General features: G+C 40.4%; 25 protein-coding genes. 14 read left to right on the top strand and 11 right to left on the bottom strand.

Annotated features, from left to right (window positions below):
- Nucleotides 1-127 precede the first annotated feature (127 nt).
- The 3 genes from hemF to aroE all read left to right on the top strand — a co-directional run bounded on the left by hemF (nucleotide 128) and on the right by aroE (nucleotide 2481).
- Entirely contained in the window at nucleotides 128-1072 is a 945-nt protein-coding gene (hemF, locus tag FTV41_RS00510; RefSeq protein ID WP_131260599.1) for an oxygen-dependent coproporphyrinogen oxidase, read from the top strand.
- A 317-nt stretch (nucleotides 1073-1389) separates the two neighbouring features.
- On the top strand, nucleotides 1390-1596 hold the full coding sequence (locus FTV41_RS00505) for a hypothetical protein (protein ID WP_004974627.1): 207 nt from the start codon (nucleotides 1390-1392) through the stop codon (nucleotides 1594-1596).
- A gap of 96 nt (nucleotides 1597-1692) precedes the next feature.
- Complete coding sequence (gene aroE / locus FTV41_RS00500; RefSeq protein WP_104852603.1) at nucleotides 1693-2481, top strand: shikimate dehydrogenase; 789 nt, start codon at nucleotides 1693-1695, stop codon at nucleotides 2479-2481.
- A gap of 102 nt (nucleotides 2482-2583) precedes the next feature.
- Here aroE and FTV41_RS00495 read toward each other — a convergent pair whose 3' ends face one another.
- Complete coding sequence (locus FTV41_RS00495; protein WP_179995916.1) at nucleotides 2584-4974, bottom strand: hypothetical protein; 2391 nt, start codon at nucleotides 4972-4974, stop codon at nucleotides 2584-2586.
- Between the two features lie 225 nt (nucleotides 4975-5199).
- On the opposite strand from FTV41_RS00495, the gene FTV41_RS00490 reads away from it, so the two are divergent.
- Nucleotides 5200-7023 carry an acyl-CoA dehydrogenase C-terminal domain-containing protein gene (locus tag FTV41_RS00490; protein WP_154320290.1) on the top strand — a complete coding sequence of 608 codons (1824 nt, stop codon included), beginning with the start codon at nucleotides 5200-5202 and terminating at the stop codon, nucleotides 7021-7023.
- A gap of 194 nt (nucleotides 7024-7217) precedes the next feature.
- Here FTV41_RS00490 and FTV41_RS00485 read toward each other — a convergent pair whose 3' ends face one another.
- The 5 genes from FTV41_RS00485 to hemW form a co-directional block, all read right to left on the bottom strand.
- Entirely contained in the window at nucleotides 7218-7736 is a 519-nt protein-coding gene (locus tag FTV41_RS00485) for a DinB family protein (RefSeq protein ID WP_179995915.1), read from the bottom strand.
- An 81-nt stretch (nucleotides 7737-7817) separates the two neighbouring features.
- Nucleotides 7818-8054 carry an HpaII family restriction endonuclease gene (locus tag FTV41_RS00480; protein WP_373682942.1) on the bottom strand — a complete coding sequence of 79 codons (237 nt, stop codon included), beginning with the start codon at nucleotides 8052-8054 and terminating at the stop codon, nucleotides 7818-7820.
- Between the two features lie 122 nt (nucleotides 8055-8176).
- A complete protein-coding gene (locus FTV41_RS00475; RefSeq protein ID WP_257221881.1) occupies nucleotides 8177-9028 on the bottom strand; it encodes an HpaII family restriction endonuclease in 852 nt (283 codons plus the stop codon).
- Nucleotides 9012-10121 carry a DNA cytosine methyltransferase gene (locus FTV41_RS00470; protein WP_004974609.1) on the bottom strand — a complete coding sequence of 370 codons (1110 nt, stop codon included), beginning with the start codon at nucleotides 10119-10121 and terminating at the stop codon, nucleotides 9012-9014. Before FTV41_RS00470 ends, FTV41_RS00475 begins: the two co-directional genes overlap by 17 nt.
- Before the next feature lie 141 nt (nucleotides 10122-10262).
- Nucleotides 10263-11417: a radical SAM family heme chaperone HemW gene (gene hemW, locus FTV41_RS00465; RefSeq protein ID WP_179995914.1), complete on the bottom strand. Its 1155-nt coding sequence runs from the start codon at nucleotides 11415-11417 to the stop codon at nucleotides 10263-10265.
- A gap of 122 nt (nucleotides 11418-11539) precedes the next feature.
- Between hemW and FTV41_RS00460 the strand changes: the two genes are divergently transcribed.
- The 3 genes from FTV41_RS00460 to FTV41_RS00450 all read left to right on the top strand — a co-directional run bounded on the left by FTV41_RS00460 (nucleotide 11540) and on the right by FTV41_RS00450 (nucleotide 14848).
- On the top strand, nucleotides 11540-12004 hold the full coding sequence (locus FTV41_RS00460) for a DMT family transporter (protein WP_179995913.1): 465 nt from the start codon (nucleotides 11540-11542) through the stop codon (nucleotides 12002-12004).
- 44 nt (nucleotides 12005-12048) lie between these two features.
- Nucleotides 12049-13404 carry an MATE family efflux transporter gene (locus FTV41_RS00455; RefSeq protein ID WP_179996008.1) on the top strand — a complete coding sequence of 452 codons (1356 nt, stop codon included), beginning with the start codon at nucleotides 12049-12051 and terminating at the stop codon, nucleotides 13402-13404.
- Between the two features lie 145 nt (nucleotides 13405-13549).
- Entirely contained in the window at nucleotides 13550-14848 is a 1299-nt protein-coding gene (locus FTV41_RS00450) for an AarF/ABC1/UbiB kinase family protein (RefSeq protein WP_179995912.1), read from the top strand.
- A 158-nt stretch (nucleotides 14849-15006) separates the two neighbouring features.
- Here FTV41_RS00450 and FTV41_RS00445 read toward each other — a convergent pair whose 3' ends face one another.
- Nucleotides 15007-15327 carry a type II toxin-antitoxin system PemK/MazF family toxin gene (locus tag FTV41_RS00445; RefSeq protein ID WP_004974601.1) on the bottom strand — a complete coding sequence of 107 codons (321 nt, stop codon included), beginning with the start codon at nucleotides 15325-15327 and terminating at the stop codon, nucleotides 15007-15009.
- Nucleotides 15327-15611: a type II toxin-antitoxin system RelB/DinJ family antitoxin gene (locus tag FTV41_RS00440; protein ID WP_218945131.1), complete on the bottom strand. Its 285-nt coding sequence runs from the start codon at nucleotides 15609-15611 to the stop codon at nucleotides 15327-15329. The genes FTV41_RS00445 and FTV41_RS00440 overlap by 1 nt, the downstream gene beginning before the upstream one ends.
- Nucleotides 15612-15886: 275 nt before the next feature.
- Here FTV41_RS00440 and FTV41_RS00435 point away from each other — a divergent pair, with 275 nt between their 5' ends.
- On the top strand, nucleotides 15887-16135 hold the full coding sequence (locus FTV41_RS00435; protein ID WP_004974599.1) for a type B 50S ribosomal protein L31: 249 nt from the start codon (nucleotides 15887-15889) through the stop codon (nucleotides 16133-16135).
- 213 nt (nucleotides 16136-16348) lie between these two features.
- On the opposite strand, the gene crcB is transcribed toward FTV41_RS00435, so the two are convergent.
- On the bottom strand, nucleotides 16349-16726 hold the full coding sequence (crcB, locus tag FTV41_RS00430; protein ID WP_004974593.1) for a fluoride efflux transporter CrcB: 378 nt from the start codon (nucleotides 16724-16726) through the stop codon (nucleotides 16349-16351).
- 234 nt (nucleotides 16727-16960) lie between these two features.
- Here crcB and FTV41_RS00425 point away from each other — a divergent pair, with 234 nt between their 5' ends.
- Nucleotides 16961-17293 (top strand): HopJ type III effector protein, encoded by a 333-nt coding sequence (locus FTV41_RS00425; protein WP_154320287.1) that lies wholly within the window; start codon nucleotides 16961-16963, stop codon nucleotides 17291-17293.
- A gap of 166 nt (nucleotides 17294-17459) precedes the next feature.
- On the opposite strand, the gene FTV41_RS00420 is transcribed toward FTV41_RS00425, so the two are convergent.
- Complete coding sequence (locus tag FTV41_RS00420) at nucleotides 17460-18026, bottom strand: hypothetical protein (RefSeq protein WP_131260609.1); 567 nt, start codon at nucleotides 18024-18026, stop codon at nucleotides 17460-17462.
- 171 nt (nucleotides 18027-18197) lie between these two features.
- Here FTV41_RS00420 and FTV41_RS00415 point away from each other — a divergent pair, with 171 nt between their 5' ends.
- On the top strand, nucleotides 18198-18824 hold the full coding sequence (locus tag FTV41_RS00415) for a class I SAM-dependent methyltransferase (RefSeq protein WP_154320286.1): 627 nt from the start codon (nucleotides 18198-18200) through the stop codon (nucleotides 18822-18824).
- Here FTV41_RS00415 and FTV41_RS00410 read toward each other — a convergent pair.
- On the bottom strand, nucleotides 18821-19294 hold the full coding sequence (locus FTV41_RS00410; protein WP_004974557.1) for a Holliday junction resolvase-like protein: 474 nt from the start codon (nucleotides 19292-19294) through the stop codon (nucleotides 18821-18823). The genes FTV41_RS00415 and FTV41_RS00410 overlap by 4 nt on opposite strands.
- Nucleotides 19295-19409: 115 nt before the next feature.
- On the opposite strand from FTV41_RS00410, the gene FTV41_RS00405 reads away from it, so the two are divergent.
- The 4 genes from FTV41_RS00405 (at nucleotide 19410) to FTV41_RS00390 (ending at nucleotide 22645) form a co-directional block, all read left to right on the top strand.
- Nucleotides 19410-20054, top strand: a complete 645-nt coding sequence (locus FTV41_RS00405) for a ParA family protein (protein ID WP_004974554.1) — start codon at nucleotides 19410-19412, stop codon at nucleotides 20052-20054.
- Nucleotides 20055-20162: 108 nt separating this feature from the next.
- On the top strand, nucleotides 20163-21302 hold the full coding sequence (locus tag FTV41_RS00400; RefSeq protein WP_131260611.1) for an AI-2E family transporter: 1140 nt from the start codon (nucleotides 20163-20165) through the stop codon (nucleotides 21300-21302).
- 217 nt (nucleotides 21303-21519) lie between these two features.
- Nucleotides 21520-22008 carry a superoxide dismutase [Cu-Zn] SodC gene (gene sodC / locus FTV41_RS00395; RefSeq protein WP_249399394.1) on the top strand — a complete coding sequence of 163 codons (489 nt, stop codon included), beginning with the start codon at nucleotides 21520-21522 and terminating at the stop codon, nucleotides 22006-22008.
- A gap of 340 nt (nucleotides 22009-22348) precedes the next feature.
- Complete coding sequence (locus FTV41_RS00390; protein ID WP_179989060.1) at nucleotides 22349-22645, top strand: DUF3817 domain-containing protein; 297 nt, start codon at nucleotides 22349-22351, stop codon at nucleotides 22643-22645.
- Nucleotides 22646-22764: the final 119 nt, after the last annotated feature.

The raw sequence follows: 22764 nt of genomic DNA, 5'->3' as shown, positions 1-22764 counted from the left end.
ACATGCTGAAATACAAAGCACCTTGCGCAATTGCCTGAGCGATTTGCAGCAAACTGGATAAACCCCTTAATTTTTAGACAGTTTTATGTTTTGATGTAAGCCATTTTATTTTTATCCTGAGGTGGCCATGTCGCATCCTACTCACGCGGATATTCAACGTGTACGTGAATTTCTTCTCGATTTGCAGGCGCGAATTTGTGCGGCTTTAGAACAACAAGAACAGGCAGGTGGCGGAAGCGCACAGTTTGAAATTGATGACTGGCAACGTCCTGAAGGTGGCGGTGGTCGTTCCCGTGTCTTACAAAACGGTACAGTCATTGAAAAAGGCGGGGTGATGTTTTCGCATATCAATATTTCCAAACTGCCTGCTTCTGCAACTGAGCGTCATCCCAATATTGCAGGCGCACCTGCGCAAGCGATGGGTGTATCATTGGTAATTCACCCGAAAAACCCGCATGTACCCACCTCGCACGCCAATGTGCGTTTATTTGTCGCTGAACCTGAAGGACAACCGCCAATTTGGTGGTTTGGTGGTGGTTTTGACCTGACACCATTTTATCCAAATGATGAAGATGTGTTGGCATGGCACCAAACAGCACATGACTTATGTGCGCCTTTTGGCGATCAAGTCTATGCAGAACATAAACAATGGTGTGATGACTATTTTTATTTAAAGCACCGTGATGAACAGCGTGGCGTGGGTGGTTTATTTTTTGATGATCTGAATCAATGGGACTTTGACACCTGTTTCAACTATATTCAGGCGGTGGGTAACGGTTATTTGGCTGCAATTCTGCCTATTTTTGAGCGTAATCGTGACAAAGCCTATACCGAAGCACAACGTGAGTTCCAGCTTTACCGTCGTGGACGTTATGTGGAATACAATCTGGTCTATGACCGTGGCACTTTATTTGGCTTGCAGACAGGTGGACGGATTGAGTCCATTTTAGTCAGCTTACCGAACTTGGCGGGATGGTCGTACCGTCCTGAATGGGCAGAAGATTCCGCAGAGAAAAAACTCACTGACTATTATTTAAAACCACGCGATTGGTTAAATCTCAAGACGAGTTAAAGCTCGCGACTGGTGAAACCTTGCTACATCGCAGTGTAAAAAAGATCACATTCAAGGTTCAAAAAAGCGATTCTTCCACGAATCGCTTTTTTACTTACAAACTTTATTGCTTATTTTCAAATCAATAAATATGCACAGCATGAATTAACTGTCATGATAGTGCGGATGGATTTTAATAGATGATGTGACCGCGCACCCTATTCGACCATGCACAAATAGGATTTAACTATCCATACATCAAACCATGAGTCAAAGGCGAATTCATCAAACTGTCAAAGCCTTATGTCACACTGCGCCACATCTGTCAGGAGATCCGCATGTTTAGCCCGCTGTTCAAACACAAAATCTTTTTATTTTGGGCAACCTTTGCCATGTTACTTGGCTCAATTTGCATGACCTTTATTTTTGAAAGTCATCTTTCAGATGGCTTAGCCATTAGTAGCAGCATTTTAGCGGGCATTGCCATGTTCGTGATTGCCACTATTTTGGTATTAGAAACCGTTTTAGAGATTTGTAATCCTTAAGTCCAAAGACTCCCACCGTTTTATACCACCATAGGCTTTAGTCCGCGCTGAATTTGACGTATATTGATGCACATTTCAGCACATGGATTTTGGCAAATGCGCAAACAATTTGCCGTGATTGGCAACCCAATTGAACAATCACGTTCTCCTGAACTGCATCATGCCTTTGCAGAAAAAACAGGCATTGACCTGCAATACAGCAAACGCCTTGCCCCTCTTGATGGTTTTAGAGACAGTGTTGCAGACTTTTTTAATCAGGGCGGTGTAGGCATGAATGTAACCGTGCCTTTTAAAGAGCAAGCATTTGCCCAATGTGGCGTATTAACCGAACGTGCCAAAATTGCCAAAGCAGTCAATACCTTGTGGATGCAAGATGGTGTTTTGCATGGCGACAATACCGATGGTCAGGGTTTGGTTGATGCCATTCGTGCTTTGGGCTGGAATTTAGAGCACAGTGATATTTTGATTATTGGCGCTGGTGGTGCAACCCGCGGGGTAATTTATCCGTTGGTACAAGCAGGCGCAAAAAAAATTGTGATTGCCAACCGCACCCTTGCCCGTGCTGAACAACTGGTTGCTGACCTACAAGCTGCCGTACCGCAAGCAGAATTACAAGCCATGGCACTTACCGATTTAACAGGTCAATTTGATTTAGCCATTAATGCGACGTCTGCCAGCTTAACGGGAGATGCCCTCACCTTGCCTGAGTGTTTGCAGTTTAATTTTGCTTATGAAATGGCTTATGGCAAACCTTCGAGCTTTTTAGAACAAGCCAAAGCGCGTGGCGTACCGACCTCAGAAGGTTTTGGCATGCTGGTCGGACAGGCGATTGAATCTTTTTATATTTGGAATGGCGTGAAACCTGAATTAAAAGATTTCCTCTAAATCATCACCAAATAAAAATAGCCCTTGAGCAGCAAAGGGCTATTTTTTTATTTAAACTGGGCAATCTTGTTGAACGCTGATTGCCCATTTTTCACCCACGGTTTATTTTACAAATTTCTGCATATCTTCATACACATCCATATATAACTCATAATCAATCTGTTCAGCCTGATCTTCAGTTAAAGTGCGAATTGAATTTTGGCTCAATTTGCCCTGCTGACGATCAACATACGTCTGCCCTAAAATATCTGCCGTTTTCTTTAAATTTTCCAAGTCAGGCACATCCCAATCATAAGCTGCTTCATAGGCTTTTAAATATTGCTGAGCAAATATCTGTTGTGGTTGCTTGTATTGCTGTTTCAGCTTACGCCATTCAAGTGCGACTTTATTTTCATCGACTGCATCTTCAGTCAAATTATTGATACGACGACCAATTGCATTATTAAATTGCTCATCTTCTTCTAAATGATGCTTGGCTTGTAAGGCTTCAATCCGTTTTAGCGCCGTACCTTTCGGGTCATAGTAGCGCTCATCACTAAACCAATAGGCATACACTTCTGCCATTTCCTGCAAGGTTTGTGGACTAAGATTTTTTACCCACGCACTTTGCTCTGCTGCCATGTGCACTAAAAATAAAGTCTGATAAGTCTGACTAAAAGATTCTGTTTGCTGATAGGTTTTTTGTGCCAACTGCGCTAATTCTTCATCATAACTTAAGGCGGGTTTTGCAGTGGTCTTATCTTTATTTTCTGCAGTTTCCTGCTCCAAGGTACGCCCTAAATTTGTCACCCATTTTTCTAAAATTGAGTCTTTGCTGACCTCTTGAATGGATTTGGCTTGACGCAGCGCACTACGGTCAATTTTGCTGGCTTGCCCATAATTCGCAATGCTGACATCGTTATACACATGAATTGTGCCGTAATTTTCGCGTTTAAATTGCAACGCATAATCAATTTTTGCAGCACGCCCCTGATCATCTAAAGCCACATCAATTTGAATCGGTGTTTTTTTATCTTTAGGTGTAGCGTTCATAATCTGCTGAATTTCAGCCTGATGTTTTTGCCACAAAGCTGCAAAAGCAGCGGCATCGACCAATTGTTCCGAACGGTATGGTTCAAAAACTTTAGCTAGCTTTTCTTGCGGTGAAGCAAAGTGCTCATCTAAAACCGATTGTGCCTGCTCAGCACGACTTGGGCTAAATGCTTCTAATTCATAGGCATAAGCACAGTAGGTTAAATCTCCAACTTTGGCTGTTTTTGCTGTTTCGATCAAACGCTGACAGTCTTGTTCGCTTAGCATACTTGCGGTGCTTGCTGAATCTTCTGCCTGCTCAGCAGCCGCTTCAACGGCTTGTTCAGCTGCGATCATGGCATCTTCACTGGCATCTGCTGAATAATCTGCCACATTACTCACTGTCGTTTCAGTTGCATAAAATTTCTGACTGACCAAATCACGTAAAGCAAGGGTGGCTTGATACGCCACAAAAGCCTCTTGGCTCATGCCATAATCTTCAGCAGTTTCATTGTGTTTCAAGTAGTCTTCAACACTTTCTTTGGCCGATGTATCTTGCGTAATTTCAGCTTGTTCAGCAGCATCTTCGGTTGTGGTCGCCTGCCCCAATACAGTCTGTTGCAAATACGGTGCATTGACCTGATCAAACATGGCAAGCTGCAGCAACATATCTTCCAAACTACTGTTCAAACGAATTTTTTCACTAATTTTTTGCTGACGGTCTTGTGCAGTTAAAGATAACTTTTGAATATGTTTAGAATCTGCCAATACATACGGCACCGCATTCATGGCTTTTAAGTATTCGGCAAATTGTGCCACTTTAATCCGCTCAAAATCGGCTTTGTATTTAGAAAAGTCGATATAGGCAAAGTCATTTTGACTGTCTTTATTCACCAAATAAGGCAACAAAGAAAAATAGTTGGTATAGAACTTATATTCATTAAAATCGACCACCATCGGTACTTTCATTTGCACCAAAAGTGTCGGTTTTTCATAGCGTGCTGCCACATTCAAAGCAGCAATTTTTTGCCGATAATGCACCGAGCCATCGTAGCTAAACTCAGTATCATTCAATACATTCAACAGAAAATTAAAAGGACTCGATTTTTCGATTGCCCCTGCAGCATAGGAAGCAGAGTTTTGTTCCTTAGCCATTGCCGTATATAAGTTTTGTTTTTCTTGTGTACTTAAACGGACTTTTTGCTGTTTTAAATACTGATCTAATTGCTTTTTAAGTACAGGATCAAGTGTGGTAGGAGCAATATCCGTTACTTTTGGTGTTGCTTCAACTAAATTGCTCTGTACCCGTAATTTGCCCTGAAAATCATAACTAGGTGTTTCAAAGATGGCATTTAACCCCGTAATTGCCTTTTGTTCTATACTTACCGTCTGATTGGAATTGGTCTTAATGACATGCTGCGAACAACCTGTAGCAGCTAAACTAAAAAGACATAAAGATAAATATTTTAATTGTATCTTCATTGCTAAACACCTTATATTCATTATAGATTGGTCTGTTAAAACATATAGATTATGATACATTGTAACATAACACTTCATTCGTTTTTGTAAGGTGAATAATTTTCAGTATTCGCATTTCTGACATTTTTATTCGCTATTCTTATCAATGTTTTTTGATCATGAGTGTGAATAATCAACATATCGATACAGATAATCCAAAACTATTTCTAAATTAGGATTAAGACTATGCCAGCATATAAAGCCCCATTACACGATATTCGTTTCTTAATGAACGAAGTGCTTGATTACCCGACCCATTACAAAAATCTTTCTAACGGTGAACTTGCGGACGCAGATACAGTCGATATGATTTTGGAAGGTGCAGCAGATTTCTGTGAAAATGTACTTTCTCCACTCAATCAATCAGGCGATGAAGAAGGCTGTCATTTTGAAAATGGCAATGTGACCACACCGAAAGGCTTTAAAGAAGCCTATGACCAATTTGTGCAAGGTGGCTGGCAAGGTCTGTCTTATCCTGAACAATACGGCGGTCAAAACCTGCCAATGTCGCTAAACCTCATTAAATCTGAAATGATGGGTACAGCAAACTGGTCATTCCAAATGTATCCAGGTTTAAGCGTGGGTTGTATCAACACCATTATGCAATTTGGTACAGACGCGCAAAAAGATACCTATTTACCGCACTTGGTTGCAGGTACTTGGTCAGGCACCATGTGTTTAACTGAACCACAATGCGGTACCGACTTAGGTCAGGTAAAAACTAAAGCAGAACCGCAGGCTGATGGTACTTATGCAATTTCAGGCACCAAAATCTTTATTTCTGCAGGCGAACATGACCTGACTGAAAACATCATTCATATTGTGTTAGCGCGCCTCCCAGATGCACCTGCAGGCACGAAAGGTATTTCATTATTTATCGTACCGAAATTCTTGCCAACAGCAGAAGGTACGGTGGGTGAACGCAATCCTGTCACTTGTGGCTCAATTGAACACAAAATGGGGATTCGCGCGTCTGCAACTGCAGTCCTAAACTTTGACAATGCCGTGGGTTATTTGATTGGTGAACCACACAAAGGCTTACATGCCATGTTTACCTTTATGAATACTGCGCGTATTGGTACAGCAATTCAGGGGATTTGCCATGCAGAATTGGCATTCCAAGGTGCATTACCGTATGCCAAAGAACGTATGTCAATGCGTGCCCTTTCAGGTAAAAAAGACCCTGAAAAAGTAGCTGATGCAATCATTCACCATGCCGATGTACGTCGTATGCTCTTAACGCAAAAAGCCGTGGCAGAAGGTGGTCGTGCCATGATTTATCATGCTGCACAATTGGCAGATAAAATGAACGACGCTTTAATGCGTGGTGATACTGCAGCTTTTGAAGCGCATGATGACCATTTAGGTTTCTATACCCCAATCTTAAAAGGCTTCTTAACTGAAATGGGTTATGAAGCTGCCAACCACGGCATGCAAGTGTACGGCGGTCATGGCTATATTAAAGAATGGGGCATGGAGCAAATTGTACGTGATTCACGTATTTCTACCCTGTATGAAGGTACAACTGGCGTTCAGGCGCTCGACTTGATTGGTCGTAAAGTGTTGTTAAGCTCTAAAGGTAAAGTGATTCGTGACTACACCGCTGAAATTTTGAAATTCTGTGGTCAGCATGCACGTAACAAATACATGCGTCGTTTTGCATGGGACTTAACCAAGCTATGTGCTCAATGGAACGCATTAACCGTGCGCATTATGTTGGCAGCACGTAAAGACCGTGACATCGTATCCAGTGCTTCAGTAGACTTCTTGATGTTCTCTGGTTATGTCATGATGGCTTATTTCTGGGCGCAACAAGCGGCTGTGGCTTCGACCAAATTGGCTGAAGGCAATGGTCAGGAAACACCTGAGTTCTATAAAGCCAAAATCAAAGTTGCAGATTTCTACTTTGAGCGTTTATTGCCACGTACCCAAGGTCATGCAGAAGCAATGGTCAATCCATCTAAAACCATGACTGCATTAGCACCAGAACATTTTAGTTTTGACTACTAAAATATTCTAAGCAGATGTAAATCAAAAGAGCGCGTAATGCGCTCTTTTGGTGTTTACTTCAGAAAGTCAGTACTCGAATCTACACATCAATTAAAATTACTTTTAATGTGCTGTTGGAAAACCATGAAATACCCACTGAATCAGATATAAAATCAGAAAAATTAAAATCACTAGACATAAAATTTCTAGTCGTTTCATTCAATTCGCTTCTTAGCCTTGTCTTCTAGCAACATATAAATTAAATCAAGCTCAGGACAGACATATCCCATTGCGGTTAAAGCCGCGGTAATTTGCCCACGATGATGAGTTGCATGATTGAACACATGCATTAGGGTTGCAGCATAGGGTAAGTGCATCTCCACGCCAGTTGATGTTTTATAGTGCAGCTCTTGATGAAAAACTTTCTCATCCACCTGATTTAAAAAATAAATCCAGTTTTCAGCCTTCTTTTCAAGTTGCTCAACAAGCTGTGTTCTGTTGGTTTCCACAATACTATCTAATGGCAAAATTGGTGAGTTGTGCAAAGCAAAACGTGGAAACCACAAATGATGCTCACCGACCAACAAGTGATTCAGAGTGCCAAAAATACTTTTAAAATATAAGCCCTGATCCAAGAAAAAATCATCATCTGAAACCAATAGCAAAGTCTGATTTAGTTTTTGAGTTGCCCAAAGATTATAGCGGGCAAGTAACTCAAACGTTTTTAAATCCATTTAAAATTATCCTATTTGAGTTTTATTATGAAAATTGAATCAAAAGTTCAAACTATATTAAGATAAAAGATATATTTTTAATCATTTAAAGCGAATTTGTAGATTTAAAGACAGATACAATTTATTGTCCTTTAGAAATAATTGACCAAAATCATGCTTGGTTTTACTTGCCATCTCAAACTTTGTATTATTGTATAAATACTCTTCAAATTCATGGCGATGATACAGATGATAGCAAATGATCTCGCCATCTTCTTTAATTACTAAATATCCACCTGTAGAATCAATTTCGTTACCTGTCCAAACTGTACCAGGCATCATTCCAATTGCTATTTCACACAATAATTTTTTAATTTTAAACGGCTTTGTTGCATAAATATGTAAGCATCTGATTTAAATAAATTTAATTTTGGATCAAAAAATAATCAAAACTTTTAAAATCATATAGTTATGATATCTTTGTGCAACAAAGCCATTTTAAACTGATAAAAAGGATGCTGATGTTCAAAAGAATATTTCATTGGATTTTCATAAGAAATTTCATTAAAAATATCTTTAACTGAATTAAGAGTTGATGTGTAATATTTAAATATAGCTTCTGCCATAATTTTTGGTAGTAAACTATCCAACAAAATTAAATTATTCTCAAATACAGCATTATTTAAATGGGAAAATTTAATATCGGCTCCCAACATTTTTAAATGTGCTATACGAGATTTAATAATTGGTTGTGGCAATGCAAGCTGATTAAAATCTTCAATCTCTTTTTCGGTTAGGCAAATATTTTTTATTTCAAAAATAAAATTTGTTGTCTTTCCTGCATTTAACAATGTGGATGGTTTACCTAATTTTGACTTTATGCTAAATCCCAATTCAGGCATTGTTCCAATTTTTGCATCATAAATTACGATTCTAATATCACTTTTCGCACTAGATTTTGCTTTAATCTTATTTGATTGGTATCTGGATATAAAGTTTTCCACATCTGGAATAGTAAATGATGCCGTTTGCTTTTTCTGTAATTCTGCCAGCAAAAACTGAGTAATATCTCTGAGTTCCTGTAATGGTATCTGAAAAACATCTTCACCCCGCAAAATCTCTACTATACCCTCTGATTTATGCGGTACATAAGTGAATAAATGATGATGTTCTTGACGTAAAATTCTAATTACAGGATAAATTAAATTATTTATTTTATTTAAGTTTTCATCACCCGCACTTAACTCCCCATCACATAGTAATTTAAAAATGGCATAGAGTTCACTCCATTCCCCCTTATTTGCTGTAATCATACTCACCAATCTTCAATGCTTTTAATATTTCTTTTGCAGTTGCCTGTATCGCTGGAATAGCAACAGAATTTCCAAATTGTTTATAGGCTGAGGCATCTGAAACCACGATTTTGAAATGATCTGGAAACCCCTGCAACCGTGCCCATTCTCTTGGCGTCATTTTCCGAATACCTTTCCGATTTACCTCTCCTTTAATTCTAGTAGTTGGAGTAAAGTCTGTAATTCTATGATCTATAACTAAATTACGCTCTCTCCCCATTCCACCTACAACTATGGCATTGGCAATTGCGTGATCTGGAATAATAGCGTAACCAAAACCATTTCCTTTATTTTCATGTCGAGCTTTATGCTTTTCCAAGGTATCTAAATACTGTGTAGATAAGTAATATTTAGTAGGTACAACCTGAGTTTCCTTTATATCGGCAAAACAGGTTTTTTTATTTAATGGTTGTGGATAAGAGAAATTTTGAATTCCAGTATCTTTATGGAAGCCTACAATAAAAATTCGCTCTCTATTTTGGGGAACACCAAAATCTTTAGCATTTATAATTTGAGGCTCAGCAACGTAGTAACCTAAATCATCTCTTAATGTTTTTAAAATAGTTTTAAGTGTATTTCCCTTATCATGACTAATTAAGCCTTTAACATTTTCTAAAAAGAAAGCTTTAGGTTGTTTCCGTTTTATAATATCCGCAACGTCAAAAAATAGCGTACCGCGTGTATCTTCAAATCCAGATCTTTTACCTGCAATTGAAAAAGCCTGACAAGGGAAGCCTCCACATAAAATATCGAAATGATCAGGTATCGCATTTTTAGTAGACTCTAAAGTGATATCACCATAAGGCGTTTCACCAAAATTGACGGAATATGTTTTTTGGGCATATAGGTCTATTTCTGATGAAAATACGCACTCGCCACCAAGATTTTGTAACGCTAGCCGAAATCCACCAATTCCTGCGAATAGGTCAATAAATTTAAATTTACTTGGGTATTCTGGATAAAAAGGGATTGATTCAAAGAGGGAAAGGTTTTCCTCTTTGTTTACCACTAATTCACCATGAGCCTTTAAAACTTTTGGACTAGTAGAATTCATCTCAAACCTTCAAGGCGATACAATAACAAAGCCATTACAATAACAAAATTTACCTTAAATAGCATGCAGTGCAAGACACAAGCTGTCGCTCTAGCACAATATTCGATAAGCGTTAGGACAGATGCCTGAGCTGAACTCAAATCACAAAAACGCTTCCAACACCGAATTTAAAAACACATGCCCTTGCGCAGTACATGCCAATCGCTTCGGATCATCCTGCAACAATTGCCGCTGACGCAATGTATTTAAAATATCCTGCAAATCATCCAAGTTTAAACCTGTGCGGGCAGTATACAAGTTTGCCTCAACCCCATCATTCAGGCGCAGTGCATTCATCATAAATTCAAATGGCAACTCATCGGCTGCAATTGCTTTAAACTGCAAGTTTTCCGCAGGTACTTTGGCTAAGTAATCTTTCGGCAAACGGGTTTTTTGGAAGCGATACACACCATCATGCAAAGTCACTTTGCCATGCGCCCCCGCACCTATCGCCAAATAATCGCCAAACTGCCAATAATTTAAATTATGTGCAGACGGCAACTCTTTACGCCATGCAGACACTTCATAATTCACAAAACCTTGCGCAGTTAAATAGGCTTCACCCTGCGCTTGAATTTCTTCCAAGACATCATCTACAGGTAAAATTGGCTGAGTGCGGAAAAAAACAGTATTAGGCTCAATAGTCAATTGATACCATGAAATATGCGTTGCACCATGTTCCACTGCCATTTTTAAATCCTGCAGTGCTTGCTGCAAAGTCTGTTCAGGCAAGCCATGCATTAAATCGACATTAATTCGCTGAAAGCCCGCTTCACGCGCCAAGCCAATTGCGGCAATCGCATCATCATTAGAATGAATACGCCCTAATTTTTTTAAATGCTCAGTATTAAAACTCTGCACGCCAATCGACAAACGGTTAATGCCTGCAGCCAAATAATCTGCAAAGGGATCATGCTCCACTGTTCCCGGATTAGCTTCCAACGTAATTTCGCAGTCATCTTCAAAAGCTAGCACGGCTTTCAGCTGTGTAAATAACCATTGATACCCCTGTGCTGAAATTAGCGAAGGTGTGCCACCGCCAATAAAAACACTGTGAATTTTCCGCCCCTGCGCAAACTGAGTCTGGGTTTTAAAATCTTCCAGCAAAGCCTGTAGATATTCCTGTTCTAAATCTAAACTCAACTTACCGTCAGGCACAGCATGCGAGTTAAAATCACAATAGGGGCACTTACGCACACACCACGGCATGTGAATGTATAAAGACAAAGGAATATCTGTGGGTATTAAGGGCTTCAAAGCAAGGCTCAGTGCAAAATCAGAACGGTGATACAGATTTTAACATGACTACAGCAGGACACCGCTGTATTCCCTACAATTTGCTTTAGACTAGAAAATCACCAATAAGAAAAAGCGATAAAATGATGAAGATTTCCAGTCAACTATTCTTACTTTTGCCGCTCGCCATGGGCATTGGGATTGCCATGGCTTTCCAGACCGCAATTAACAGCCAATTGCGTGAATATTTATATTCTCCGCTACAAGCTGCCCTTTTCTCTTTTTTGGTTGGTACAATAGTTTTAGCCATTTTGGTTTTTTTCCAACAAGTCGAAAAACCTAGCTTCAGTACCTTGCAACACATTCCATGGTATTTATGGATGGGTGGATGTTTAGGGGTTTATGCAATTAGCATCAGTATTTATAGTGCGCCAAAATTAAGTTTGCTCACCTTATCAGGGGGGATTATTTTTGGGCAAATGCTCGCTTCTATGCTGATTGATCATTTTGGGTTCTTGGGTACGGAAAAAGTCAGCATTAACTGGCAACGTCTTTTAGGTAGCGTGGTGATTTTTATTGGTGTGCTTCTCACTTTACAACGCTCATAACCGAAACGCTAAGCACCTCATATATTGAGATTTTTGTGTCAAAAATGAATTCTGTGACCAGCACCCGTTTTGAGTTAAAACAACTGTTTCAGCTCATGATTCCAATTTTGGTCACCCAGTTTGCCCAAGCAGGTCTCGGGCTGATTGATACCATTATGGCAGGCCACATGTCTGCTACCGACTTGGCTGCTATTGCGGTGGGGGTCGGGTTATGGATGCCCATTATGCTGCTGTTTAGTGGCATTATGATTGCCACCACACCTTTGGTGGCAGAAGCCAAAGGGGCACGAACCCCTGAAAAAATTGCCACTATTGCCCGCCAGTCCTTATGGATTGCCTTTATTTTAGGCGTGATTGCAGGCCTGATTTTACAGTTCATGCCTGCTCTGCTGCCTGTGTTTGGTGTGCCTGAAAGTTTACAACCCAAAGCAGGTTTATTCTTACATGCCATTGGTTTTGGGATGCCTGCCGTAACCATGTATGCCGCCTTGCGCGGTTATTCTGAAGCATTGGGCTATCCACGTCCCGTCACGGTCATTAGCCTGTTGGCTTTGGTCTTGTTGGTGCCTCTCAACTTTATGTTTATGTATGGATGGGGGCCATTACCTGAATTAGGCAGTGCAGGCTGTGGTTTTGCCACCGCAATTTTACAATGGCTTATGTTCTTTAGCTTAGCTCTGTATATTTTTAAAAGCAGCGCCTATCAAAGCACTCAGGTTTTTAGTCAATGGGAAGCACTTGATGCAGTCTGGATCAAGCGCATTTTGCTGCTTGGCATGCCAATTGGTCTGGCAATTTTCTTTGAAGTCAGTATTTTCAGTACTGCTGCCATCGTCATTAGTCCTTTGGGTGAAACGACATTGGCTGCACATCAAATTGCCATGTCCGTGACCTCACAACTGTTTATGATTCCTATGTCGTTGGCAATTGCCCTGACCATTCGTATTGGTACCTATTATGGTGAACAGAACATTCATGCCATGCGTAAAGTACAGGTATTGGGTTTTGCCACCGCCACCCTGTTTGCGTTTTCCACCATGGCACTGATGTGGTTTTTCCGCCCTGAAATTATTTCTATTTACAGCAATGACCCGCAAGTAGCGCAAGTCACTTTATATTTATTGTTGTTTGCCATTGCTTATCAGCTCATGGATGCTTGGCAAATCAGTGCGGCAGGTTGCTTACGTGGCATGCAAGATACGCAAGGCCCAATGTGGATTACCATGCTTGCCTATTGGGTCATCGCCTTCCCAATTGGCGTGTATTTAACCCGTTACAGCAGCATGGGTGCAGCAGGCGTTTGGGTTGGGCTGATTGTTGGTTTAAGTATTGCCTGCGTGTTACTCTTAACCCGTTTATATTTCAACAATCAACGACTGGAACGCCAATTTACAGCATAAACCTCAGCCTACTCACCTACATGCCAAAATACGTTTTGGCACGTGGGTCTTGTGATCAAAAAATACTTTAACAATTAAAAGTAGGCATTTTGCTCACGAACACTTATGATCAAAAGATAGTAAAGATGATCTTGAGGAACATCGCATGGCAAAAACGGCGCGTACACCTGGTCGTCGCTTTATGAAACTTGCGAGCATGACAGCAAGTATTGCAACCAAAACGGTATCGAACTCGATTAAAAACCTCACCGCAGATGAAGAACAAAAAAATGCGGCACGCAGCCAATTGTTTCAGGATATTGGTATCCAAATTGCTGATACCTTAGGCGAAATGAAAGGTGCGGTGATGAAAGTCGGGCAAATTGCCTCGCAATATAAAGATATTTTTCCGCCTGAAGTTGCCAAAGCCATCAGTAAATTACAGCGCCAAGCACCTGCCATGCCTTTTGCTGAAATTAAGGCACAAGTTGAAAAAGAACTCGGTAAACCGCTCGACAAAATTTTTAAACACTTTGATGAAACTCCGTTTGCAGCCGCATCTATTGGGCAAGTGCATAAAGCCATTTTACCCAATGGCGAGCAAGTGGTGGTCAAAGTGCAATATCCTGGGGTCGATGAAGCCTGCGAAAGTGACCTGAAACAAGTCCGTTTGGCACTGCGTTTAATGGGTGTACTTAAAATAGACCGTAAATTACAAGACCGTCTATTTCAGGAAATTCAGGAAAGTTTAGACAATGAGCTGAACTACCAGATTGAGGCACAAAACCTAGAAGTAGCGCGTACCTTTCACGCGGCTTTGGATGATAAAATTATTATCCCACAAGTGTTTAAAGACTATTCTTCGCGGCATATTCTCACCTTAAGTTTGGAACAAGGTGAAAATATAGAAACGGCAAGCACATGGTCACAGCGTACCCGCAACACTTTGGGACGACGTTTATTGCGTGCCATGGGTCAAGAAATCTTTTATTTAAAACGCTTTCATTGCGACCCGCATCCGGGCAACTTTGCGTTCCGCCAAGATGGTTCTGTGGTGATTTATGATTACGGCGGCGTCAAAACTCTATCGAATGATGTAGTGCATCATTTTCGACAACTGATTCATGCTGCGCGTGCGCAAGATATTGCCGAAATTGAACAGCATCTAGATGCACTGCAGGCAATTTCTGCATTGGGTAAATTCCCTGAAGATTTATATTTGCAATGGTTAGAAGTGCTGATGCGTCCGCTAACCACACATTATGATTTTGCTGAAAATTCTGCCCATCATGATGGCGTTGAGTTGGTCAAAAGTTCATTGAAATATTGGGATGTGTTTAAGCCTTCTCCCGATACCTTAATGGTGAATCGAACTGTTTCAGGGCATTATTGGAATTTAATTCATTTAAAAGTACATGATAATTTAAATGATATTTTTGAGGAGTTGGTTTCACCGCGAGCTTAGACTCAACTTTGGACTCAGCAAAGGATGCTGAAAATAAAGCCCAATCTGTTTTATGCTCCGTAACTAAAATTATAATCCAGACAAAAAATCCTCCCAAATGTAGGAGGATTTTTTGTTATCTAAACCGATTCATTCAAGTTGAAACGATGAAATTCAAATTATTGAATTTCAAGGTGTTTGATTAAGCATTCCAGATCATCGGCAGACAGTTGTCCAATATAAGTGAGTTGTGTTTTTTGGATAGGCAGCTGATATGTTTGTACTGTATCAATCCACGATGGCTTTTTTAAACCAGCCTGTTGCCAGTTTTTAATTTCCACATATTTGCTTTTAATAAAAGCAGACTTATTTTCGTACTGACTACTTAAACGGAATACAACATAGTCGGTGTCCGTTTGGCGAATATACAACACAGGTCTGGTCTTACCATCGGCAATATCTGTAAAGCCAACATAAGCCCAATAGAGTTGTTGGGTCATTAGTAGCCGCCATCATCTTCTAAAAAAGCAGCAGTATCCGCAGCGCTAGACACTTTTACACTAGGAACATTATGGCTCATAGCGATTAATCTTGCTGTATTCAAATCCTCGTCACTCACTTGAGTCGTGACAGGTATTTTTCCAGTTCGTGCAATTTCAGCGTAAACCATGCTCATTACAGTGGCAGGCGTCAGACCAACTTTTGTCATAATGTATTCTGCCGATTCCATAATTGCCTGATCAACCGTGTATTGAACTCGTTTTTTTACCAATGTTGTCACCATCTACTCCATACATACCACTGAATACCATTTTATGCCTTAAAATGGCATGGGTCAAACTTGTTCTTACGATGCCTTTTCACTTCCAATAGAAAAAATTATTTAATCTGTGCAGACACTATTCCCTCAATGACAGCCCTTATACAACAGGTTTAAAAAGGGATTGGATAATTTTTGATGTAAAACTCACTAGAAAGAATGCATGTGGGTTTTATTTGCCAAATTAATTGTTATGTTATAACATTTCACAAATTACACACTTAGTCTGGAGAAATCTCATGCGTCCGAATATCCACCCAGAATATCGTGAAGTTTTATTTCACGACACCAACGCCAATGCCTATTTTGTGATTGGCAGCACCTTACAAAGCAGCCAAAGTAAAGAATATGAAGGCAAAGTATATCCTTATGTGACTTTGGATATTTCAAGCGCATCGCATCCGTTCTACACAGGCGAACAACGTCAAACCAGTAATGAAGGACGTGTCGCGAGCTTCAACAAACGCTTTGCACGTTTCAAACGCTAAGCTTGAGTTTTATTGCAAAATCTCACAATCACTTCATATTCAGTTAAGTTTTCTGTTTTATATTTTAAACATAGCAAGATTGCTCATCGAAACGATGGGATATCCTCTATCTTCAAAGCCCAAGCACTCTCCTCCAGCTTGGGCTTCTTTTTATTTATAATTTTTATCTAATGGATTTTTCTACTCAACGATTGATTTGGTACAGACCCTAATCTAATGTTTTAAAAACTGTTGAATCACATAAAAACCCAATCCCAGCAACATCACTCCCAAAACCACACTGGAAAGCGCATAACTAAACGCCATACCTTGCTGTCCATGTCTTAAGAGTTGCCAAGTTTCCAAACTAAAACTGGAAAAAGTGGTAAAGCCACCTAAAATACCTACCATCAGTAATAAGCGGGCTTCCTGCTGCAACACAGGATATTTCTGACTCAATGCAAAAAATACACCTGCCAAAAAGCAGCCAAACAGATTGACCGACCACGTTGCCCATGGAAAATGCTGTGCCGATTTAAATAAATACAGGCTTGCGGCATAACGTAAACTTGCCCCCAATGCACCACCAATTGCCACCAATAGCCAATTCATCTGTTCTACTGTCCTTTTTGCGGCTATGTCGTGTATTTCTCACAGCCATAATTTTTAGTCACATGTGATCTCTCTCTGTATTTCAAGATATTCTTGCCCGAAGCATCCATATCTTTGCTCAGATTTTACATCTTCCTAAATCACATAAGTTAAATACACGAAAAAGTTTTCCACTCAAAACCAAATTGCGCTAGTCTGCATATTATTTCAATTTAGGCACATGTGGAGGATGTCATGGCAAAAGAATTATTGGCTCAAGTTGAGGCAGGCAGTGCAACATTTGCCGATGTGATTGCATTCATTGAAGCACACTATAACCACACCCCAACCGCATTTAAAAATGGACAACAAAACAATGCGGCCACTGAAAATCAGGGCAGTGCCAAAATCTTTTCATTTGCGAAACTCAATGGCTTAAATCAGGCGCAAACCCTCAGCCTATTTGCGGAACATTATGCTTCGGTACTTGCGACACCTGAAGGAATTGATCATCAAAATATCCGCCAGTTTATGCAGCACGGTTGGGATGGTATTCAGTTTGAAACGCTAGCCCTTAGCGCCAAATAAAAACAACTTTAACCAAGCAAAAACCGCATGAAAGTTAAACCTAATCATGCGGTTTTTTATTAGGGATGTGTACGTTTCACGTGGAGCAATACTGAAGCTATTTACCGTGTATAAGATGCGGTTTCGGCAACTATCTACAATTCAAACTCTAAACTAAACATCACACTCAGCTTTTGACTTTTTCAATCCACTGAATTGAACTAACGCGAAATACTTCACAAGCACCATCCCCCGTATCGGTGGGTGTAAGAGAGGATGTCCAAACCAAGTCGTGATCTTTCACTTCAACCAACTCACCTTTTAAACGTACCAAATCACCTCGTTTTACTTTTTGAATGTCTTTGGCAATTTTTGGGTTGGCAGGAATGATGTGCATATTAGATACCATTTGCATGGCTTGTTCAGCAGGCACAGGTAAACGGTCTATTTTCCAGTTTAAATAGCGGTCATATTGATTGACTGTGATATGACGGGCAATTTCAGGCTCAGCAAACAAGCCCCAACTCACCGCATAATCAATCGGAGAAAATTTGGCTTGGGCATCATCTTGATAGATTTTTGAACCCAAAATCCGAAAATCACCTTTAAAGGGTTGCAACACTTCAATCGACTGACTTTTCAATACAGGAGGCAAGCCTTTGGCAATATTACGCTCGACCGCAGCATAGACGGAACATGGCAAAGCCAGAGTCAGTAACAATGCCGTGAGTTTTAGCGAAATATGCGTGTTCATCTTAAAATCTGCCTATCAAGTTCGTGTATCTATATTTATCTTAATCACAGATCATGAATACAATAGTTGAAATTGGTAACAAAATGCAGTCATTGGCTCATTCTGACATGGCAAAAACCCTGTAATTTCAGCTAAGCTTGTCGGTATAAAAATCAATAATCAGATCTGCACATGCTCTATAAATTTTATCAAAAACATATTTTCCCGCACTTGCTGAATCAGGTCATGCAAACTCCATCCTTAATGGATTTACGACGTGAGCTTTTATTTGGCGTATCGGGCGAAGTTTTGGAAATTGGCTTTGGCACAGGTTTAAATTTACCTTTTTATCAAGGTGTAGATACTGTATATGCCTTAGAACCCAATACAGCAATTTTCCAATTGGCGCAGGAACGAATTGATGCAACACCGTTCGTGGTTGAGCAGATCACCGCAAGCGCAGAACAATTGCCTTTTACAAATGATCAATTGCAGCATGTGGTATCCACTTGGACGTTGTGCAGTATTCCAGACCTAGAACAAAGCCTGCGAGAAATTTATCGCGTCTTACAACCGGGCGGCACTTTGCACCTCGTAGAACACGTTTTAAATCGACACAACTTGAATATTCAGCGTTTGCAACATCTGCTCACACCAATTCAAAAGAAAGTTGCAGATGGCTGTCACTTAAACCGTGACATTGAAATTGCCCTACTCGAAACTGGTTTTGAATTGGGTGAAGTCCAATATATTGATATTGCAGGCATTCCAAGTCTTGCACAGCGCATGTTATTGGCGCGAGTACATAAACCTCTTTAATCACAATCCTCAAAATCAATCCGAATGGTTTCAAAACGCAGTCTGCCCTGCTGAATGGCCTGCGCAATTGCTTGCTGACCTTTGGTCAAACGTGCGCCACCACTTTTAATATCAATTAGGACGATTGCAATATCTTCGGCATGCCCATTGCCATCCCGATAATCGGTATAGCCATCAAACACGATATAATCAACAGGATCACCTAAAAATTTGGCATCGCTCGGTAAATACTGAAATTCGGGCATAATCGGTGCTAATTGCTCTGCCATTTTGCCTTTCAGTACCGCACGACTGGTATTTACACTGCGCTTTTGTGCCTGCAATAATGCCTGCTGATGTGACAGTTCAATTTCTGCAATATATTGTTCATACTCGGCTTTAATCCGTCCATTGCGGCTATTGCTTAAAATTAAGGTGGTCAGCACCACGCCTATACAGGCACCTATCAGCATCGCCATCCAGATTGACATAAAACCTTCCTAAACCTTTTTTGCAGAACTCGATACGACTTTTGTCAACTGTCATATTCCGAGCACAAAACAATGATATGCTAGGGATGAGCAGATTAAAATCGATTCGAGGGTCATGAAAACTATATTAATTGCCAACCAAAAAGGTGGCTGTGGAAAAACCATTACGGCTATTAGTTTAGCATCTGCGCTTGCACAAAAAGGCTATAAAGTTGCTTTGGCGGATGCCGACAATCAAAAATCTGCGCTGCAATGGTTAAAACAACGACCAGAAACAGCCGCTCCAATTCAAAGTTTAGATTGGCGTCATGAAAAGTCGATTGGCGATGCACCCAAAAACATTGAATATTTAATTATTGATGCACCTGGTGCGTTATCGGGTGAGCATGCCGAGCAGCTGATTAGCGAAGCACATGCCATTATCACACCTCTACAGCCTTCATTTTTTGACATTGACTCCACCCGTCGCTTCTTAAAACACTTACAAGACATTAAGCGGATTCGTAAAGGCAAAGTCCAAATTTTGCTGTTGGCCAATCGGGTCAAACCCAACTCTGCCAGCTCTAAAGATATTCAGGATTTTTTCCAGAAAATCGAGCAACAGCCTGTGGCATGGATTTCAGAACGTGCAGCCTATGGACAATTGGCAATGCAAGGTTTAAGTATTTTTGATAAAACCCAAAAAACTTATCTGCAAATGCAAGATCAATGGCAGCCTGTACTGAATGCCATTGTAGATGACCCTGCTCAATGGTTTTAAAGCCTAGAATCGCCACCGTTTAGAACTTATTCACCAGAACTTACCAAGCTCTCGTTTTCGGGAGCTTTTTTTTCAGTTAATATGGCACATGACCTTAGGAATGTTTCAGTGAATTCAGTGCAACAGTACGCGCCAACATTACAAAAAATTTTATTGTTTGGACTGTTTTTTGTCCTGATCTTTTTGGGTTTTCACATACTCAAATATTTTATTGTTCCTGTTGTTTGGGCAGCAATCATTGCCTATATGAGCTGGCCACTATATCAGTCGGTGCTACGTTTATGCGGTCATCGTCCTACGCTTAGCGCAGCCTTAATGATGCTGATGGTCACGTTGGTGGTCGGCATTCCACTCACTTTTGCCATTTTTATCCTGCAACATGAAGGTCGCAACTTATATTACGAATTACAAAAACAGGTCTTTTCCGGACACTTAAATGTCCCTGATTTCATTCGCAATTTACCTATTATTGGTAAAGAAGTCACCCGCACCCTTAAAGAAATTAATCACGATCCGAACAGCATTGTGCAATCCATTTCCTTATGGATTCAAGGGCATTTGAATTACGGTAAAGTGGTGATTAATGAAGTCAGCAAAAACCTGATCAAACTGGGTTTTGCCCTGCTATCGTTATTCTTTTTCTACCGCGATGGTCACACCATTTTGCATCAAGTCAGCAAAGCGCTAGAAATGGTGATTGGGCCACGTATTCATCACTATTTAGATACTATTTCTGAAACCACACGTGCTGTGGTTTATGGCGTTGGACTCACTGCAATTGCGCAGGCTTTACTCGCAGGCGTGAGCTATTTTGTCGCTGGGGTACCTAACCCAATGGTGCTAACCATTGTGACTTTCTTATTTGCCTTAATTCCGTTTGGCCCACCTTTAGCTTATGGTTCGGTTTCGCTGTGGTTATTTAGCCAAGGGCATACGATGGAAGCGATTGGCGTGATGGCATGGGGCGTATGTGTGGTCAGCACTGCCGATAACGTGATTCGTCCTTTGGTGATTTCAGGTGCAACTCAAATTCCATTCCTGTTAATCATGTTTGGAGTTTTAGGTGGAATTGCCAGTTTTGGTCTGATTGGTCTATTTATTGGCCCTGTGATTTTGGCCGTGTTACTGGCTATTTGGCGTGAATGGTTGCATGAAAATAACCAGCCCGAAGCTTTAATGTTGCCCAAAGCCACGCTTGCGCATGATCTCCCTGAAGACGATTCATCATCCAATTCAAAGCTTGATTAAGCTGTTTTACTGATCATATTGCTCACATGGCTGTGTTGATCTGAATAAATCAGCTCAACACAGTACATACATACTACTACGCAAACGTTGTATTGTAACGGAGCTAACTTTGCTTCAATCAAGACATCCCTAAATATTATGCACAACAAATAGGATGTCTTTTATGCGCTCAATACTCAAATTTGCCAGTCTTGCTGCTTTTAGTGGCCTAGTACTCATGGGTTGCAGCACCACCGCGACCACACAACAAAAATCTAAAATCTTAAAAATGCATGCTGTTTCAGCACAAGGGATTGGCAAGGAATTAGGTACGGTTGAACTGCGTGACAGTGCAGCAGGCTTAGTCATTCACACCCAACTCCAGCAACTCCCTGCAGGGGAACGAGGTTTTCATATCCATGAAAAAGGTTCATGTGCAGCAGCAGAAAAAGATGGAAAAATGGTTGCTGCTTTGGCAGCGGGCGGACATTTTAATCCCAAAAATATCCCGAATCATGGTACACCGCTGACAGGACATTTAGGGGACTTACCGGCTTTAAGTGTTGCAAACGACGGAACAGCCAAAGTGACCGTGATTGCACCCCGTTTAACATTGGCACAAGTTGAAGGATTGGCCTTGATGATTCATGCAGGCGGTGATAACTATGCTGACCATCCAAAACCATTGGGCGGCGGCGGTGAGCGAATTGCCTGTGGGATTATTTAAGCGAGCATGATGCATTTTCAATAAAACATTTATTACCAATTGTGGATAAGTTAAGGGTTATACACATGCCTTTCGACTTATCCGCAAAAAGTAAAATTTATCTTTTTGAGGATTATTCTCAAACGACGCTCAATGCAGGTCTTCTTGCTTTATATCGGTCGTCTTTCATAACCACACTTACTCGTTTTTGAATAACTTGCTACTAATTTGCAAAAAATTAGCTCAATTTTGCAGCCATCGTATCTAGCTCATCAATGTGCAGAGCTCCCAACAGCTCGTCTTTGCGATTGTCACTATTTGCGCTACACTGCTGTTTTATCGACATGAAAAAGATTTAGGCATGAATATTAAAACATTACGTTGGGTTGGGTTCCTAGAAGGTATTTCATTCTTATTGTTGTTATTTATTGCTATGCCCATGAAATATTTGTTCGATAACCCAATTTTAGTGAAATATGTAGGTATGGGACACGGCGTATTGTTTATCGCATTTTTAGTAGTGCTTTTTGTGGTTTGCGAAAAACAAAAATGGTCTCTTAAAATGTTTATTTTGGGCTTAATTGCTTCAATTTTACCTTTTGGCCCGTTTGTTTTTGATGCTAAATTGAAAAAGATGGAACAACCAGTACAAGCTTAATCTGCAAGTCCTTTTCAGCTTTCATCATATTACACATTTTTTGAAATTTAATTTATAAATCAAATGTTTGCAAGGTGATGCCACATCACCTTGTTTTATGATGCAGCTGAAAAATTTAA

The organism is Acinetobacter sp. YH16051, assembly GCF_013417135.1.
Taxonomy (GTDB): Bacteria; Pseudomonadota; Gammaproteobacteria; order Pseudomonadales; family Moraxellaceae; genus Acinetobacter; species Acinetobacter towneri.
Note: the sequence above shows the minus strand (reverse complement) of the source record. Positions and strands in the feature narration are given on the sequence as shown.